Source organism: Zongyangia acetica (genome assembly GCF_038739695.1).
Lineage (GTDB): Bacteria > Bacillota > Clostridia > Oscillospirales > Ruminococcaceae > Zongyangia > Zongyangia gallinarum.
This window is the reverse complement of record NZ_JBBEWN010000002.1, coordinates 89,239-107,064: the sequence shown is the minus strand read 5'-3', so window position 1 is coordinate 107,064 and position 17,826 is coordinate 89,239. Positions and strand designations below refer to the sequence as shown.

Annotated in this window: 15 protein-coding genes; 11 read left to right on the top strand and 4 right to left on the bottom strand. The window is 48.9% G+C overall.

Going from position 1 to position 17,826, the window contains the following annotated elements; all coding sequences use genetic code 11:
- Nucleotides 1-993 carry an ABC transporter permease subunit gene (locus WGC32_RS02290; RefSeq protein ID WP_191481878.1) on the top strand — a complete coding sequence of 331 codons (993 nt, stop codon included), beginning with the start codon at nucleotides 1-3 and terminating at the stop codon, nucleotides 991-993.
- A gap of 124 nt (nucleotides 994-1,117) precedes the next feature.
- Here WGC32_RS02290 and WGC32_RS02285 read toward each other — a convergent pair whose 3' ends face one another.
- Nucleotides 1,118-1,672 (bottom strand): SIS domain-containing protein, encoded by a 555-nt coding sequence (locus tag WGC32_RS02285; protein WP_191481877.1) that lies wholly within the window; start codon nucleotides 1,670-1,672, stop codon nucleotides 1,118-1,120.
- A complete protein-coding gene (locus tag WGC32_RS02280) occupies nucleotides 1,665-2,591 on the bottom strand; it encodes an ROK family protein (RefSeq protein ID WP_342680541.1) in 927 nt (308 codons plus the stop codon). Before WGC32_RS02280 ends, WGC32_RS02285 begins: the two co-directional genes overlap by 8 nt.
- A 733-nt stretch (nucleotides 2,592-3,324) precedes the next feature.
- Here WGC32_RS02280 and WGC32_RS02275 point away from each other — a divergent pair.
- From WGC32_RS02275 to WGC32_RS02260, 4 genes are all read left to right on the top strand, one after another.
- Nucleotides 3,325-4,149, top strand: a complete 825-nt coding sequence (locus tag WGC32_RS02275) for a transketolase (RefSeq protein WP_342680540.1) — start codon at nucleotides 3,325-3,327, stop codon at nucleotides 4,147-4,149.
- A 13-nt stretch (nucleotides 4,150-4,162) separates the two neighbouring features.
- The gene (locus WGC32_RS02270; protein ID WP_224771559.1) at nucleotides 4,163-5,101 is read left to right on the top strand and encodes a transketolase family protein; all 939 of its coding nucleotides are present in this window, start codon (nucleotides 4,163-4,165) and stop codon (nucleotides 5,099-5,101) included.
- Between the two features lie 138 nt (nucleotides 5,102-5,239).
- Nucleotides 5,240-6,661 (top strand): L-fucose/L-arabinose isomerase family protein, encoded by a 1,422-nt coding sequence (locus WGC32_RS02265; protein ID WP_191481874.1) that lies wholly within the window; start codon nucleotides 5,240-5,242, stop codon nucleotides 6,659-6,661.
- Between the two features lie 316 nt (nucleotides 6,662-6,977).
- On the top strand, nucleotides 6,978-7,949 hold the full coding sequence (locus WGC32_RS02260) for a carbohydrate kinase family protein (RefSeq protein WP_342680539.1): 972 nt from the start codon (nucleotides 6,978-6,980) through the stop codon (nucleotides 7,947-7,949).
- Between the two features lie 57 nt (nucleotides 7,950-8,006).
- Here the strand turns inward: WGC32_RS02260 and WGC32_RS02255 are convergent, their stop codons facing one another.
- Nucleotides 8,007-9,386, bottom strand: a complete 1,380-nt coding sequence (locus WGC32_RS02255; protein ID WP_342680538.1) for an L-fucose/L-arabinose isomerase family protein — start codon at nucleotides 9,384-9,386, stop codon at nucleotides 8,007-8,009.
- A gap of 38 nt (nucleotides 9,387-9,424) precedes the next feature.
- The gene (locus WGC32_RS02250) at nucleotides 9,425-10,564 is read right to left on the bottom strand and encodes an ROK family protein (protein ID WP_342680537.1); all 1,140 of its coding nucleotides are present in this window, start codon (nucleotides 10,562-10,564) and stop codon (nucleotides 9,425-9,427) included.
- 88 nt (nucleotides 10,565-10,652) lie between these two features.
- On the opposite strand from WGC32_RS02250, the gene WGC32_RS02245 reads away from it, so the two are divergent.
- The 6 genes from WGC32_RS02245 to malQ all read left to right on the top strand — a co-directional run bounded on the left by WGC32_RS02245 (nucleotide 10,653) and on the right by malQ (nucleotide 17,731).
- Nucleotides 10,653-11,882, top strand: a complete 1,230-nt coding sequence (locus WGC32_RS02245) for an ATP-binding cassette domain-containing protein (RefSeq protein ID WP_342680536.1) — start codon at nucleotides 10,653-10,655, stop codon at nucleotides 11,880-11,882.
- Nucleotides 11,879-12,928: an ABC transporter permease subunit gene (locus tag WGC32_RS02240; RefSeq protein ID WP_191510140.1), complete on the top strand. Its 1,050-nt coding sequence runs from the start codon at nucleotides 11,879-11,881 to the stop codon at nucleotides 12,926-12,928. Before WGC32_RS02245 ends, WGC32_RS02240 begins: the two co-directional genes overlap by 4 nt.
- On the top strand, nucleotides 12,925-13,884 hold the full coding sequence (locus tag WGC32_RS02235; protein ID WP_342680534.1) for an ABC transporter permease: 960 nt from the start codon (nucleotides 12,925-12,927) through the stop codon (nucleotides 13,882-13,884). The genes WGC32_RS02240 and WGC32_RS02235 overlap by 4 nt, the downstream gene beginning before the upstream one ends.
- A 14-nt stretch (nucleotides 13,885-13,898) precedes the next feature.
- Nucleotides 13,899-14,891: a TIM barrel protein gene (locus WGC32_RS02230; RefSeq protein ID WP_191481867.1), complete on the top strand. Its 993-nt coding sequence runs from the start codon at nucleotides 13,899-13,901 to the stop codon at nucleotides 14,889-14,891.
- 250 nt (nucleotides 14,892-15,141) lie between these two features.
- On the top strand, nucleotides 15,142-16,242 hold the full coding sequence (locus WGC32_RS02225) for a substrate-binding domain-containing protein (protein ID WP_191510143.1): 1,101 nt from the start codon (nucleotides 15,142-15,144) through the stop codon (nucleotides 16,240-16,242).
- Nucleotides 16,211-17,731, top strand: coding sequence for a 4-alpha-glucanotransferase (malQ, locus tag WGC32_RS02220; protein ID WP_342680533.1), 1,521 nt, complete (start codon nucleotides 16,211-16,213; stop codon nucleotides 17,729-17,731). The genes WGC32_RS02225 and malQ overlap by 32 nt, the downstream gene beginning before the upstream one ends.
- Nucleotides 17,732-17,826: the final 95 nt, after the last annotated feature.

Genomic DNA, 17,826 nt, shown 5'->3' with positions numbered 1-17,826 from the left:
ATGGCGGCTCAAGCAGTAAAAAATGATAACATTTTTGTAAGATTTGGACGCGGCGTTGTCACCTATTTTAAAGAAAATGTCGCAGTCCTGCTCGCTTTCCTGATTCTGGTCGTTGTTATGACCATCCTTTCCCCGGTGTTCCTTACTTGGGATAACTTTTCTAACGTTCTCCGTCAGGCAACAACAACCTGGAACCTGGCTCTCGGTTTGACCATGGCGATTATCATCAACGGCATTGACCTGTCCGTTGGTTCCGTTGTTGCCGTATCCGGTACCCTGACCGCCGGCTTCATTTCCAACAATGGCATGAACATCTGGCTGGCCATGCTGCTGGGCTTCTTGATCGGTGCCTTGTTCGGCGTTGTCAACGGCTTCATTATCGCTTACACTGGCATGCCTCCCTTCGTTGTAACCCTGGCCACCCAGTTCATCGGACGTGGTGTCGCTTACGTTTATGCAAACGGCCAGCCCATCCGTTGCCTGGTTGACGAGTTCAACGTCATTGGTACTGGTTACCTTGGGTTTATTCCCATCCCTGTTGTTATCTCCCTGGTTCTCTTCATCATCATGGTTATTGTTTTGGGCCAGTCTAAATTTGGCCGTCACCTGTATGCCGTTGGTGGTAACGAAGAGGCTGCAAGATTCTCTGGTATCAGCATTAAGAAGGTTAAGATCATCGTTTACACCCTGTCCGGTATCTTCTCCTCCATCGCTGGTATCGTTCTGGCGGCTCGTATGTACTCTGGCCAGCCTGTTGCAGGACAAGGCGCTGAGATGGACGCCATCGCGGCTTCCGTTCTGGGCGGCGTCTCCTTCCTGGGCGGTGTTGGTAAACTCGGCGGCGTAATGGTCGGTATCCTGGTTATCCAGTTTATGTCCAACGGCCTTAACCTGCTGAACGTTAACTCCTTCTGGCAGTATATTGTTAAAGGTGTTATCATCCTGGCAGCTGTTTATCTCGACATCATCAGAAAGAGCAGACAGAAGTTCTAATCTAATACATACCCCACATGAAAGGGACGCACAAGCAGTTGTGCGTCTCTTTATTTTTGCGTAATGCCAAAAGCAGGGATGGATGAAATCCATCCCTGCTTTTTTGTTTTATAAACAAACATGCTTAGAATCCAAATTTAAAGGCGCACACAAGAATGTGTAGCACCATTAGGTGCATATCCTCCACCTGCTCAATGCAGTCACAGTCACAGTGCACGGGAAGATCAGCCAGGCGATGGAGCCGTCCTCCATCAAATCCAGTCAAGCCAACCACAACGCCCTTTCTAGACTTGACATACTCACAGGCTTTGATAATATTGGGAGAGTTACCGCTAGCGGATACCGCAATAAGGATATCTCCGTCATTCATAAGATTTTTTAGTTGCTCGACAAAAACGTCACTATAGGTGAAATCATTGCCAAGAGCGGTAATGGAGCTAACAGAATTGGCAAGAGATATAACTCGAAAACGCCCAATATCTCCTGGAACAGCATTTTTAGAAAAATCACACATGAAATGATTAACGGTAGCGGCACTTCCACCATTGCCAGCAAGAAAGATCTGAGTACTGCTTCCTTTTGTTTTTTTGAGCAGCCGGATAACAGAATCAATTTCATCAGTTTGGAGACGATCGAGCTCGTCTTTAAGGGTATTGATATAATCCTGTGTACTACGCAATATATTTACCACCTTTCGTCTGTGCTACAGTTGCGGCACCAATCAGTGCAGCATTATAATCTAGAGCAGTTTTACATAATTTTAAACTTTGATTGGTTGTAGTAAATGCCATTTGGTCCAAAGCATCTCGGATACTGCCCTCTAAAAGGTCAAAATCCATGGATACACCACCACCAAAAACAATTTTTTCTGGATTCACAATGTTAGCAATATAGGAAGCAGCTTTACCAAGATAAAAACCGGTTTGGTTATAAACCTGACGAGCAGCCTGATCACCAATGCGGGCAAGCTGCGCGATTTTTTTAGCTGTACTCTGCATACCTGTCATCTTCTCGTAAGCAGCGGCAATTGCTCTTCCAGAAGCGTGTGCTTCCAGGCAGCCGCGATGTGAACAGGGGCATAAATTTCCGTCTGGTTCTACTACAATATGGCCAATCTCACCGGCACCGTTGGAAAAACCACGAATTAACTGGCCGCTGGAAAAAATAGCTCCTCCAACCCCATTGCTAATGGTAATCCAGGCGAAGTCGTCTGTATCCTTACAGCAACCGTACATCCGTTCGCCCAATGCGCAAGCATTGACATCGTTGTCAATAAACACTGGCAGATGAAAAGCCTCCTCTAAAATATGGCCAATAGGAAAGTTGCTAACGCCGGAGAAGGGCGCATAATGCCAAAGTCCCCGGATAGTGTCAGCTACACCTGGGATGGTAACACCGATGGCTTCCGCCTTTCGCTTGGTAGCATCCATCGCTTTTTTAGCTGTAGTGAGAATATCTTCCGTTAACGAGGAGACACTGACCGCCGAAGAGAATTCTTTGCGGAAAACAATGGCGGGATTACCGTCGCTGTCAACAATGGAGGCGAGCATTTTTGAACCGCCGATATCAATCGCCAGTACATATTTATAGAAAAACATAACTTCCTCCTTTTTAATTTATTCATGATGCAATTATAGCATTGCAAGCATCAAAACACAATGAAACAGTCGCCAAATACGGAAAGATGGGAACAATATGCGGTACATATTTTGCCGATTAAGAAGGAAATCCACCTGAACTGTAACACGACTAACAAAAAAATGGCAGAAAGTAATTGTGTCTAAATTATGAATAAACCTAGTTGGGCTATTGATTTTGCATGAAAGAAGGGGTATTTGTGGGACAAATCTTTTCGATATCCTCAGAATTTACAATAAAGACATTTTTCCTCGATTAAATGAATAAAAGGGAACAATGCAATTTAGTGAAAATAGATAAAAAAATGTATTATTCACCGCTAAAAGAAAAAACAACTAATTTCATGGATGAAGTTCCTTAAAAACATTGATTTTAGAGAATAACTGGTATATAATGAGGACATAATACGGAGATTTCCAAACTTATTTCCGGTTATTTTCAGATGTTGTTCGTATATATTTCGTAGAATTTAAGAACTAACATCTGAATTTTTAGTATGTATATACAATTATTGTGTAAAGTTGGGTAGGATAGCAGCGTATAACTGCAATCCTGATTTACTAGGTGATTAGGAATAGGGACGCCCTATCTTAATAGAGTGAGATGTGCGTATATGTGATGTATGAACTGGCCTCGTTTGTGCAGATTGCATATATGTACAGCCTATCAGTAATTTAAATCAGGAGGGATACTATGAGTTTTCCAGAAGTTGATTTGAAAGAGAAAGCAAAAGAAATTCGCTATCACACCTGTGATGCCATTGCTACTCATGGAGCTGGCCACCTTGGCGGCTGTATGTCTTGCGTTGAGCTGATCACCGTTCTTTACTATAAAGTGTTGAACGTTGATCCTAAGAATCCTCAAATGGAAGGCAGAGACAGAGTGGTTATGTCTAAAGGACACGCAGGCCCCACCCTGTATGCAACTCTGGCCCTGAAAGGCTTTTTCCCCATGGATTGGCTGAAAACTTTGAATGCACCTAATACCAACCTCCCCAGCCACTGCGATATGAATAAAACTCCGGGTATTGACTTCACTGCCGGTTCCTTGGGACAGGGCTTTGGATGTGCTGTTGGATTGGCTAAAGGCTCGCAGATTATGAAGGATGGCGCATATATCTATGCGATTCTGGGTGATGGCGAGAGTCAGGAAGGTTCTATTTGGGAGGCCGCTATGACCGCTTCTCAGCAGAAGCTGGGCAACTTGATTGCGTTTACCGATTATAATAAAGCCCAGATCGATGACTGGGTTGATAATATGGTTTCTCTTGAACCCATTATGGATAAATGGGAGTCCTTCGGATTCAACGTATTCGAGTGCGACGGCCATGATATGGATGCTATCTATAAGACCATCTGTTTGGCAAAAGCAAAAGGCAAAAATAACAAGCCGTCCATGATTATCCTGCACACAACCAAAGGTAAGGGCGTTTCCTTCGCAGAAGCGGATCAGGTTGGCTGCCATCATATGGGCATTGCCGGCGAAATGGCTGCACAGATGTACAGCGAAGTAAAGTAAGGAGGGGAATAGAATGAGCAAAACATTAATGAAACCGATTTTTCATGAAGAATTTACTAAATTAATGCGCAAAGATGAAAAGGTGGTCTTTATTGACGCCGACTTGGCAAAAGCGCATGGTAGTGAAAAGCTGAGACTGGAATTCCCCGACAGAGCGTTGGACGTGGGTATTGCTGAACAGATGATGGTAGAATATGCGGCAGGTTTGAGCGCCTATGGCTTTAAGCCCTATGTTGCTACCTTTACCCCCTTCCTCACCCGCCGGGCATGCGATCAGATTGCAATTTCTGTTTGCTATGCAAAGAGAAATGTTAAACTTATTGGTACCGACCCTGGCATCTGTGCAGAGACCAACGGCGGAACCCATATGGGCATGGAGGATATTGGCGTTATGCGCTCCATCCCCACCATGGTCATCTATGAGCCAGCTGATGCTGCTGAGTTTATCAAGGCACTGCCGGTCATCAATGATTATCCCCATGCTATGTACATCCGTCATCAGAGAACAGAGGCTCAGGACGTCCATGAAGGCGACTTTGAGTTTGATCTGTTCAAGGCGGAATTGCTCAAAGAGGGCGCAGATGTAACCATCGCCGCTTCTGGCTATATGGTTGCTGAGGCACAGAAAGCTGCCGATATTCTTGCAAAAGACGGCATCAATGCTGAGATCCTCAACGTACATACCATTAAACCTCTGGATGGCGAGACCATCGCGGCTTCTGTCAAGAAGACCGGATGCCTGGTCACTGCAGAGAACCACAATATTATCGGCGGCCTGCGTTCCGCTATTCTGGAAGACTTCTCCGAGCGCGGTGTCTTTGTTCCCACTGAGGCCATCGGTGTGAAAGATCACTTTGGCGAAGTTGGCTTCCTGCCCTTCCTCCAGGAGAAATATCATATGAGACCAGAGGATATTGCAGAGGCTGCAAAGAAAGTCATCGCAAAGAAATAAGCGAAACTAAAGCAGAGCGACAAAATCTCCTTATTTCTAATAAGGAGATTTTGTTTACCTTCATTGGCAGAGAGGCTCTGCATTTTATCCTTACTTCTTCTGAAAAAACATAGGAAAACCACAAAAGGAGGATCATTCATGGAAAAATTGATTCTTGGTTATATCCCCACCCGAAGAACTATCTTCAGTGTGCCGGACGCTATCAAATTCAATAAGCTGATCCGGGAAAAGCTGGAGGAATATACCGATCGCATTGAGATTGTAGGAATTGAAGATATCAACGAAGAGGGCTTGATTGTTGATAATATCAGGGATGTGGAAGCTATCATCCAGAAGATGAAGGTCAACAAGGTAGACGCCATCTTCATCCCCCACTGCAATTTTGGTACAGAGGATTCTGTGGCCCGCATCGCCAGAGAAGTAGGGAAACCCACCCTGCTGTGGGGTCCCCGGGATGAAGCCCCCCTGCCCGATGGACAACGGTTGCGGGATACCCAATGCGGTATGTTTGCCACCGGCAAAGTGCTCCGTCGCTTCGGAGTGAAATTCACCTACATTACCAACTCCACCCTGGATAGCGAAGTCTTTGCCAGAGGTTTTGATAACTTTATCCGCACTGCCAATGTGGTCAAGCATTTTAAAAAGACAAGAATTCTTCAAATCGATACCCGTCCGGCCGGTTTCTGGTCTGTTATCTGCAATGAGGGTGAGCTGCTGGAGAAATTCGGCATTGAAACCCATCCCATCTCTTTGACAGAGCTGGAAATGAAGACAAAGGCATTGGAAGCAGAAAACAGCGACGAGCTGAAAGCCACTGTGGCAGACATCAAAAAGAAAATAAACTGCCAGGGGGTAGAGGAGAAGTATATCATCCGGGTGGCAGCCATGAAGCTTGCCATGAAGTCCTTTGCAGACGAATACCAGTGCAACTGTGCTGCGATCCAGTGCTGGAACGCCATGCAGGACTGCATGGACATTATGCCCTGCCTTGCCAATGGCCTGCTCACCGAGGAGGGCTTCCCGGTAGCATGTGAAACCGATATCTGCGGCGCTATCTCATCTGTTATGGCGCAGGCTGCGACCTTCGGACAGAAACCGGCCTTCTTCGCCGATATCACCGTCCGGGATTGGGATAATGAGAATGGAGAACTGCTTTTCCACTGCGGCAACTTCCCGCCCTCTCTTATGACCGACGGCAAATTCCGCACCCACTTTACCTTCCCGTCCCAGTCCCAGGGTACCGGCGAGGGCGAAATCAAGGGCGGGGATATCTCCATCATCCGCTTCGACGGCGACCATGGAGAGTACTCCCTGCTCATGGGCAAGGCCAAAGGCTATCATGGCCGGTTCTCCCGCGGCTCCTTCCTCTGGGTGGAGGTCAATGATTGGCCCCTGTGGGAGGAAAAGGTCATCACCGGTCCTTATATCCATCATGCCATTGGCATTCATGAGTACATCGTCCCGGTGATGTACGAGGCATGTAAGTACCTGGGGATTACTCCCGATCCAGTCGATCCGGAAGAAAAGGAAATCCAGGCATGGCTGAGAGGTTCCAAATAATTGGATTTTGGGATTCCCGTTCTTCCCAGAACGATACTGATAGGCAATCCATGGGAAAGGGCCCGGCGCCTAACGCGCCGGGCCCTTTCTGCTGTAAAGATGTATCTTAAAAAGGCTTTTGTTGAAAATACAGAAAATGGATAAATATACTTGCAAGTTGGAAAAAATTTTTGTAATATAAGAATAGATATATTTCATATTCTAATGGACATCATGAAGAAAGAAAATTAGACGTGTAAGCAGATCTTGCGAGGGATATGGAATGTAAGTGATTTTTACAATGGGAAGAAATTCTGAGAAGACAGAGGTGCGTAAAATGATGTATGATGTAGTATCATTGGGTGAATTTATTATTGATTTTACTCCTTATTCCAATCCCGAGAACAAAATTGTTTTTGAACAAAAGCCTGGTGGAGCTCCCTGCAACCTAGCCGCAGGCGTTGCCAAATTAGGAAAAAAGGCAGCGTTTATCGGCAAGGTAGGCAAGGACATGTTCGGTGATGTCTGTATCGAGACACTGGAGCAGGCTGGCATTGATACCAAGGGTGTGGTGATGACCGATGCGTGTAATACAACTTTGGCTTTTGTCAAGCTGCTGCCCTCGGGGGATCGTCGCTTTTCCTTCTATCGCAATCCGGGCGCGGATATGATGCTGGCCTTTGATGAGGTGGATCTTTCTCTCATTGACAACACCAAGATTTTCCACTTTGGTTCTGTGTCCATGACCCATGAACCGGCCCGCACCGCCACCATGGAAGCAGCAAAATATGCCAAGAGCAAGGGCAAGATTATTTCTTACGATCCCAACCTGCGGGAATCCCTCTGGCCGGATCTGAGTACTGCTAAAGATGTCATGCTGGAAGCTATGCAATATGCTGATATTGTGAAAATTTCCCATGAGGAGCTGGAGTTCCTGACGGGGCTGACTGATTTGGATCAGGGCTCTAAACTGCTGATGGAGCAGTATGGCATCAAAATGATGACCATTACCCTGGCTGCGGACGGCGCTTACGGCCGGGTCGGGGACAACACCGTGAAATTGGGCGCCTATGATGTGAAAACCATTGATACCAACGGTGCGGGCGATTCCTTCTTCTCCGGTGTTCTTTATAAGGTACTGGAGTTGGGGAAACCTGTGGACCAGGTGAACGCTCAGGAACTGCACGATATCATTGATTTTGGCAACGCCACCGGTTCCATTACCACGACAGGGAAAGGAGCCATTCCCTCCATGCCCACCCTGGAGCAGGTGTATGATTGCATCAAAAACGTACCCATCCTCAAATAAGAGAAATAGGGAAAAAAGCAGTGCCTCCACATTTTTTGTGGAGGCACTTTTTTGCGTTTAAAATAGGGGTTTGTCTGCGTTGTCGTAAGGAATGTCCATGTAACGGCAGACTTCTTGGAAGACATCTACATAATCGCCGAAAAGACCGGTGACATGATGGATATAGGGACCAAAGATGAATTTCTTTTCCCATTTGACCCAGTCGTCTACCTCAACCCACAGATAATTGCCGCAGGTTTCCGGACCGTCAGTACCTTGAGCGGAATCCGCGAAGAGGGTGTAGTTGCCTTTCAGTGCGTCAAACCGAAGCAGGGTTACCTGACCGCCATGGATGGGATAGAATCCCTGACCTTCCTGAGCCAGAGAGGGAGAGGCGCCCTCTTTCATCAGTGACTTAGCGAAGGGTCCGCAATGCCACAGAAGCTCTGCGTTGTCATTGTGGGGATGACGGATGGTCAGGTCAGCGAAGAAGGGGGGCTCCTTCTGGTTATTGGCGGCCACGGCAAGAGCCAGCATGATTGCGCCGTGAATATCATTTTCACAGGCACAGGGCAGCATCCGATCGGTGAGATCGCCAAAAACAAAACAGGGTTTAAAACCGAGATCGTTGAGGAAAACATCCCAGCATTCCACACTGAGGGCATCCAGAGAGAATTCTCTGGCAAAACGGAGCAAAGCCGTCTCGAGGGAACACATGAGTTTGAGCCTTTCTTCTCCGAACTCTCGTGTATCAATGCCTTTGGCGTGGATGGCATCAAGAATTTCCTGAGTTTCGCTGTCCCACTCCTCCCGGATCTTCCTGGTGGAGGCGACGATGTCATAAGCAGGGATGGGGACCACTTCGATGCCGAAGCGCTCAAGAAGTTCAGCCTCGTTGCACATGACGCTCATAAACTGACGGGGCCGGACAGAGACCTGGCCAATCCGCAGATGGTGGAATTTATTGACTACCCGTGCGACAGCCAGGAACTTTTCCAGCCCCTTGCGGAAAGCGGGATCCTCCACATCACAGTTTTCAATGTAGGAGAAGGTGACACCATAGCGACGCAGTACCTTGGAACAGGCAAACAGGCCGCATTGGGTATCGGTTGGCCGCAGCTCCTGGCCCTTGGGGCATTCATCTCGGGGACCCCAGATCAGAAGTGGCAGTCCCATGTTTTTAGCCAGCCGGGCCACGGATTCCTCCTGCCCAAAATTGGCGTGGGGGATGAAGAGAGCGTCGACTTTCTCGGCCTTGAAATATTCTTCTACCTTGGCGGCGTCAGACAGTTCAATCATCATCCGCTCACCGCCTAAAAAGTCGGTGGTTACATAATCAAAATCAAGCTCTTTGGAAAGTTCGGTTACTTTTTGGAGGATACGGTCGCGGTTTTCTAGAGTCTTTTCGTTCTGGAAGCAGTCTCTACGGGTGACTGCAACACCTAATTTCAGCTTCATGCTTTGAAACTCCTTTCGGTGGCACCGCCGTCCGTGTTTCAGACAATATAGGTGCCTTTTTCAAGATAGGTATCAAAAGCAAGATAGCCTGCCGCATGATATGTTGTGGCAACACGGCCTTCGGGAATATAATAGACAGCCAGTTGATCTCTTGTCAGCCAGGTGGAATGGGTAAAGATGTATTCTGAAATTTCGTCACAAAAATTGGGGAAATGGGCCAACCAGGAGTTGGCGATATAAAGGATACCGGGATCGTAAACCTTGACCACAAGATCAGCCACCCAGGAGATGTAGTGAACTACATTGCGCAGCACTTCCAGCACCTTATCATCTCCCTCCAGAGCACGGCTGATGACACGGTCAATGCTGGTTTCTCCCACTCGTTTTGTGATGTTGTTTTGAAGGGTAATGGTTTCAATACAGCCCCGGTTTCCACACCGACAGATTTCTCCATCCTGTTTCACCGGGATATGGCCAATTTCACCTGCGAAGGAGTTGGCTCCCCGATAGAGTTTGCCGTTTTGTAGAATACCGGCACCAATTCCATAAGAGATGTCCAGAAGAACAAAATCATGGGTGAGTTTGTTGCGCCACTTCATGGCGATGACCGACGCGTTGATATCATTTTCCACTACAACAGGGATACCGAGCCGGTTTTCAAGGAGGGACTTAATGGGAATTCCTCGCCAGCATTTCATACCAATACTGTTGGTGATGATACCTTCCTCAAAGCTAACCTCACCGGACACTGTAATGCCGATTTGATGGATGCTATGGGTGGGGATGCCTTCCGTGATGTTTTCAAGCTCGGTACAAAGGATGGTAAGTACCTGCTCGCTATACTCTTTAGGAATGACGCTGTGCCTTTCCCGAAGACAGTGAAGAGAAAAATCATAGAGACAGGTAGTCACCTCTCCATCATAAATATCCTGGCCTACCAAATAACCATAATTAGGATTAATCTCGTAAAAGATCGCCTTTTTCCCCACACTGGTATTACTGACACCGGCCTCCCGGACAAAATTCATTTCCGAAAGTTCATTGACAAATTTGTGGGTTGTGACAGAGGTCAATCCTGTCTGGAGCCCCAGCTGCGGTTTGGTAATTTTTCCGGCAAGGCAGATTTCACGGACGCATCGTTTCATATTGCGGGCTTTTAACTCACTTGTATTGTTCACTTCGCACCCCATCTTTACCAATATTGTCTATTATGATCCTATACTATCTTGCAAACTTATGCAATGCTTTCTAAGAATTTTGTATTCATTGCCACTAGAACAACATGATTTTAAAACCAAGCTCGGCAGTGTAGATAAAAAGAAAAATCGGGAATATGCCCAGTCCTTCCTGGATGAACTGAAGGCTCCATGTTCCCTGGATGATTTTGCGGGAGATCTTCCGCCTTCCACCCAAAGCCTGGTGGAAATCGCCAAGGCGGTGTCGTGGCAGCCTAAGATTCTGCTGTTAGATGAAGTTACCTCAGCGCTTCACTATGATGAGGTTGAAACCCTGTTTACATATCTGCTCCGTTTAAAGGAGACAGGTGTTTCCACTGTCATGGTGACCCATCGGCTGAAGGAAATCTATCAAATTTGTTCCAGAGCTGTAGTGCTGCGGGGCGGAGAATCGGTAGCTGATAAAAATCTGGAGGAAACCCCCATGGAGGAAATTGTCTTCCATATGACGGGGAAGATGCCGGAGCAGGGAAGCGCTGGAGAGCCGCATACGGCGATAGTAGGGGGCGAATGCATCCTCAAAACCGAACAGCTTTATGTGGGAAAAGAGGTCCGCGGCGTGGACGTAGAGATCGGCTGCGGCGAGATCATCGGCATTGGAGGGCTCCAGGGCCAGGGCCAGTCGGAATTTTTGCGGGCACTTTATGGCGCGCTTCCTCATGAGAGCGGGACAATCACCTTCAAAGGGCATCCTGTACACTACAGGAATGCTGCGGATGCGGTGCGGGATGGCATGGGATTTATCTCTGGCGACCGTAATCGAGAGGCGGTATTCTCCATCCGACCCATCAGTGAAAATATCTACAGCGCCAATTTGTCCAAGGGCCTTGTATTTGGCCCTATGACCAAAAAGAAGATCAACAGTAGCGCCCAACAGGTGGTAGAAAGTCACAACATTAAAATTGGAAAGCTCTCCGACCCGATCAGCTCCCTTTCCGGCGGCAATCAGCAGAAGGTTGCATTTGGCCGCTGGATTTCCGCGGCGCCTGACTTTTTGCTGTTGGACGACCCAACCAAAGGCGTTGACGTGTCGGCCCGTCGGGAGCTGCAAGGTTTCCTACGGGAGGCGATCCAGTCGGGAATGACAGTGCTGATGGTGTCCAGCGACAATGAAGAGCTGCTGGCCATCTGCGATCGGATTTATGTGTTCTATGAAGGAAAGATCAGCCGTATGCTGTCCGGCGATACCCTGACAGAAGACCATCTGGTGGCAGCCATGATGGGACTGCAACCAGAAGAGCAGGAGGTGGAGAGATCATGACGGGAAAAGGCCAAAAAGCGGCAAAAGGATTTGCATCCCTGCGGAAAGCTCCCGAATTTATGGGCCTGATTCTTTTGCTGATTGTCATTATCTTAAACATCATTACCCAAGGCGCCGGTTTCTTTTCGGCCAATAACTTCAGCATGATCTTTTCAAAGAATACCCCCTTGATCCTGCTGACCATGGCCCAGAGTATTGTTATCTTAACAGGCAATATCGACCTTTCAGTGGGAATCCAGATGTCCATGGTCAATGTGTTGGCCGTAATGCTGCCTACTTATACGGGAATGCCGATTTGGCTGGCCTGGATCGTCGGATTCCTGGCGGCCGTGGTTGTTTCCACCCTCAACGGTATCATTGTAGGATATCTGCGTATTCCTCCCATGCTCGCCACCTATGGAATGAGCTATATTATCAAAGGAATCAATGTTATCTTAATGCCGGAGCCGCAAGGCAGTGTGCCGCAGGCGGTGTGGAAGTTCTATGACGGAACCATTTTGGGACTGCCCACCACCCTGTATCTGCTCCTCATTGTATTGGGAGTGTGGACAGCGTTGAAACGCTATCCGGCGATCAAAGAAATCTATGCCTTAGGCGGATCAGAAAAGAACACCTATGCCACCGGCCTGGATACGGTGAAAATCACCATCCGTTCTTACTTTATTTGCGGTATCTTTGTGGGGCTGGCAGGACTTTGCATGACTGCAATGATCGCCAGCGGCAACCCGATCTCGGGTGATGTCATGACCCTTACTTCTGTAGCAGCCTGCCTGCTGGGCGGCGTGCTGATCAGCGGAGGATGGGGCAGCATGATCTGCGGTATGCTGGGTGCCCTTTTTCTGGCCTTTGTCACCAACACGGTTTCCTATTTGTTCATCAAGCTGCTGCCTGCGTTGATCCCGGGCTTCCAGCTTTCCAACTTCTATCAGGACCTGATTTCAGAAATGATTATTTTGCTGGGATTGACTTTATCGGTTCTTGCCAGCAAAAAAGGACGGCGACGACTGAAAAAGTTGGTCACTGGGAAGGAGGAGGATTCTAAATGAGAGAACATATCAAAGATCTCTGGAAAAATCAAGCCATCATGGCCCTTGTTCTAGCGGTTCTCCTGTTTATCATTACAGGTGTTTTCCGTCCCCAGGCCATGAATATGGGCACGGTGAGCAGTATTGCCGCCATCGCCTCCATTCTGGTTTTTGCCTCCGCAGGACAGTGCATCATCATTATTTCTGGCAACGGCGGTATTGACCTTTCCGCTGGCGCAGTTATGTCCACCACGGCGGTCATCAGTGTAGAGATGATGAAGGGGGATGCGTCAATGATCCTTCCCACCCTTATCGTCTGTATTCTGGTAGGCGTTGTCATCGGCGCCATCAATGGCATCGGTGTCTCCTATGTTGGATTACCTGCCCTCATTATGACCATGTGTGTTTCCAACATCCTAGGCAAGGTACAGCTGATTATATCCGGCGGAGCACCTAGAGGAACAGCGGCAAAAGAGATGAGCAAACTGCTGACCACCCGGTATTTTGGTTTTATCCCCGGCATTTTCCTGCTGGCCATCTGCTTTTTCGTCCTCACAGTGGTTTTGATTCGATACACCCGTTTCGGCTACCGGCTCATGCTTATCGGTACCAACGACGCGGCCGCCTACCTGAGCGGGATCAAGGTAAAACAGGTCCGTTTGATTGCTTACGCAGTAGGCGGTATGCTGGCAGGCATCGGCGGATTTATCGCTGCGGGATACTACAGCCAAGCTCAATGCGCTACATTTGACAGCTATTCTATGATGTCCATTTCAGCTGTCGTCATCGGCGGCACCCTCCTTTCCGGCGGCAAAGGAAACTTTACAGGTACGGTGTTTGGAGCCCTGCTTCTGACAGTGCTTTCCAACTTCCTGACCGCTATCAATACAAGCCCTGCCGTTCGGGACATTATTATGGGTGCCATCCTCATTGTTCTGATGGCTGCCTATAACCGCAAGGAAAGCCTGCGTCAATAGAAAGGAGCACTGCTATGAATCGACCAATTACACTGGCGACCGGCCAGTGGGGAGATCTGCCACTGGAGGAACTTTGTGAACTCACAGGCAGCCTGGGATTTGACGGGCTGGAAATCGCGGTAAGCGAGTCGGTATTGAGCATCGAGAAAGCGGCCTCCAGCAAGGAGTATTGCGAAGAGCGGCTGGAGATCCTCCACAGCCATGGCCTGAAGATGTGGGCTATCTGCGCTGCTCTGGCAGGACAATGTGTAGGGGATCTCTATGACCCGCGTCTGGATAACTTTGCCCCTGCCCGGTTTGCTGGCAAACCAGAAGAAATTAGAAAGTGGGCCATTGACTTTATGATGCAGGTGCCCACGGCCTGTAACAATTTGGGCGTTTCCATTGTGACAGGATTTCTGGGTTCCCCCATCTGGAAGTTTTTCTACTCTTTCCCCCAGACCACAGAAGAGATGATCGAGGAGGGCTACGATAGGATTGTTTCCCTCTGGACCCCTATTTTGGATGAATTCCAGCGGAAAAATGTCAAATTTGCCTTTGAGGTTCATCCGACGGAGATTGCCTTTGACTACTACTCTACCCAGCGGTTGCTGAAAAAGATGAATGGTCATCCGGCCTTTGGACTTAATTTCGATCCCAGCCATCTGATTTGGCAGGGGGTCAATCCCACCGTGTTTTTGCAGGACTTTGCCCCTTATGTTTTCCATGTTCACATGAAAGACGCCAGTGTCAGCTATGATGGCCGCAGGGGTATTCTCGGTTCCCATCTGCCCTTTGGCAGCACCAAGCGTGCCTGGAATTTCCGTTCACTGGGCCATGGTGATGTCAACTTTGAAGAGATCATCCGGGAACTCAATGCCATGCAGTATACTGGCCCTCTGTCTATTGAATGGGAGGACAACGGAATGGATCGGATTTTTGGCCTCAAAGAAGCTATCTCCTTTGTCCGCAGAATCAATTTTCCTCCTTCAGAAATTGAATTCGATGCGGCAATTAAAACGGATTGAGCCCCTTTGGTGGTCGCTTGGCCGGAGAAATATACGCCCCTTCTCCGGCCGGCTGCCATCCTCTATTTGATGGCAGGCTCATTCGGGAAAAGAGAAAAAACAGCCTTCGGGCTGTTTTTTTATTTTTGCATGTTGACAAAGAGAATACACTATGATATGATATCCGCAAAAGTTGGAAACGTTTCCGGTAACCATACCGGAAACGTTTCCTTCAACGGATGATCTCGAAAGGGAAAGGGGGGAAGACGCCATGGGGAGCATGAATATCCGGGATATTGCCAGGCTCAGCGGTGTTGGAGTCAGCACTGTGTCCCGGGTGCTCAACAATCATCCGGATGTCAATGCCAAAACCAAGCAAAAGGTACTGCGGGTAATGAATGAACACAACTACATGCCCAACAACAGCGCCCGCAACTTGAAAAGGATCAAAAGCCGGACCATCGGTGTGGTAGTCAAGGGAATTACCAACCCCTTCTTTTCTCCCATGCTGCGGGTTATTGAAGGAGAACTGGCCCGGAGAGGCTATGCCATGTTTCTGACCCAGGCCGACGATTTTGCAGATGAAATCCACATTGCGGCGGAGCTGCAGATGGAGCGGCGGCTGGAAGGCATCATCTTTTTGGGGGGAATTTTCCAGTATTCCAAAGAGAGGCTTTCCATTCTGAAGGTTCCTTTTGTCTTTGCCACCATCCAGGTATCCAGCGATATGGAGGGGGAATGCTACTCCACCATTTCCATTGATGATACCTTGGAGGCCTATCGGGCCACCCGCTACCTTCTGGAGCGGGGCCATCGCCGTATTGGTATCCTGGCAGGCGCCTTTGAGGAAAAAAGCATCAATCGCCTGCGGTTGGAAGGCTATCTCAAGGCTTTGGGGGAGTATGGTATTGGCTATGATGAGCATATCCACAAAAATTGTAACTTCACCTACAAAGGCGGCTACGAGGCGGCTCGTTCCCTGCTCCGGGAGACAGATGTGACGGCCATCTTTGCCATTTCGGATGTGATGGCAGTAGGAGCTATGCGGGCCGTCCTGGAGGCGGGCAAAAGGATTCCGGAGGACATTGCCATTATGGGCTTTGACGGATTAGATTTGACCGAGTTTACCTATCCGGGGATCACCACCGTTTGCCAGCCCAGTGAACAGATGGCCTTGGAGGCGGTGACCACCGTGCTGGATATCATTGAGCAGAAGGGAAACCACCGCCATTCCGTGTATCCCTGCAAGATTATTGAACGGGGTTCCACCGGATGGACGGAAGAAAAGATAGATAACGGATATAAAGGCGAAGACCTTGACAGAGAAATGGGGGAGCATCATGACCAAGGTAAAGGTGCAGTTGCACCATAAGCCCCAAGAAAAAGAGAGAAAAGCGGGAATTCTCATGCATATTACCTCCCTTCCCAGCAACCACGGCATCGGAACGTTGGGAAGGGAAGCCTATCGGTTTGCCGATTTTCTGAAGGAAAGCGGTATTTCCTGCTGGCAGATGCTGCCGCTGGGCCCTACCGGCTTCGGAGACTCTCCTTATCAGTCCTTTTCCACCTTTGCGGGGAATCCCTATCTCATCGATTTGGATTTGCTGGTGGAATGGGGGCTGCTGGAGCAGGAGGAAATCGACGATCGCCTCCTGGTAGGGGATCCGCACAAGGTGGATTTCAAAGCTCAGTTTGACCACCGGCTGCCACTGCTGCGAAAAGCCTATGAGCGGGGATGGAACCTCTATGCCAAGGAGGTGGAGGCCTTCCGCCGGAGCAGCGGATACTGGCTGAAGGATTATGCTCTTTACATGGCGGGAAAACGGAAGTTTCAGAATGCGCCGTGGTATGAATGGGAACAGGGCGCAAAAAATCGGGAGCCGGAAGCCCTAAAATCCTTGGCGCAAGAAATGAAAGACGAAATCCAATATGTCGTTTTTACACAGTTTTTGTTTTACAAACAGTATAAAAACATAAAATTATACGCAAATCGACAAGGGATTACACTGATCGGGGATCTTCCCATCTATGTGGCCTATGACAGTGCGGACGTCTGGTCCCATCCGGAGCTGTTTTTGCTGGATGAGGATCTTCGGCCAGTGCTCTGTGCAGGGGTGCCGCCGGATCTGTTCAGCGAGGATGGACAGCTTTGGGGAAATCCAGTTTACCGGTGGAAAATCCACCGTGGGGATAGGTACCGTTGGTGGATGCAGAGAATCCGCGCCGCTTTCCAGCGCTGTGATATGATCCGCTTCGACCATTTCCGGGGATTTAACGATTACTGGGTAGTTCCTTGGGGCAATCGAACCGCGCGGGGCGGGCACTGGTGCAAAGGGCCTGGAATGGACTTTTTCCGGGAACTGAAGGCGCAGATGGGGGACCGGCCCATGATTGCGGAAGATCTGGGCCAGCTCACCGACGGGGTGACAGAGCTGCTGGAGGCATCGGGGCTTCCTGGTATGAAGGTGCTGCAGTTCGCTTTTTCCCCAGAGGAGCGCAGCGCTTATCTGCCGCATCACCATAAAAAGAACAGCGTGGTCTATACAGGAACCCATGACAATGAAACCCTCTGCGGATTTTTTCTCCATGCACCTGACAAGGTCAAAGACTTTGCAGCGGATTATTTGGGATGCAAGGCCGAAACAGAGCCCCTCACCTGGGAAACGATCCGCTGTGCCTTTGCCAGCGTTGCGGATTTGGCTGTGGTTCAGATGCAGGATCTGCTCCTGCTGGGGGATCAGGCCCGGATGAACGAACCCTCCACCGTGGGGAAAAACTGGCAGTGGAGGATGAACAAAGGAATGCTAACCCCGGCGCTTTCAGAGAAGCTGAAAGCACTGTGCAGTATATACGAGAGATAGCCAAGGCGCAAAAGACGCCAACCCTAATGGGGAGTACCGGCGAACCCTCTTAGTGGACAAACGAAACGAATACGCCGGAGAAATGGGAGGAATCT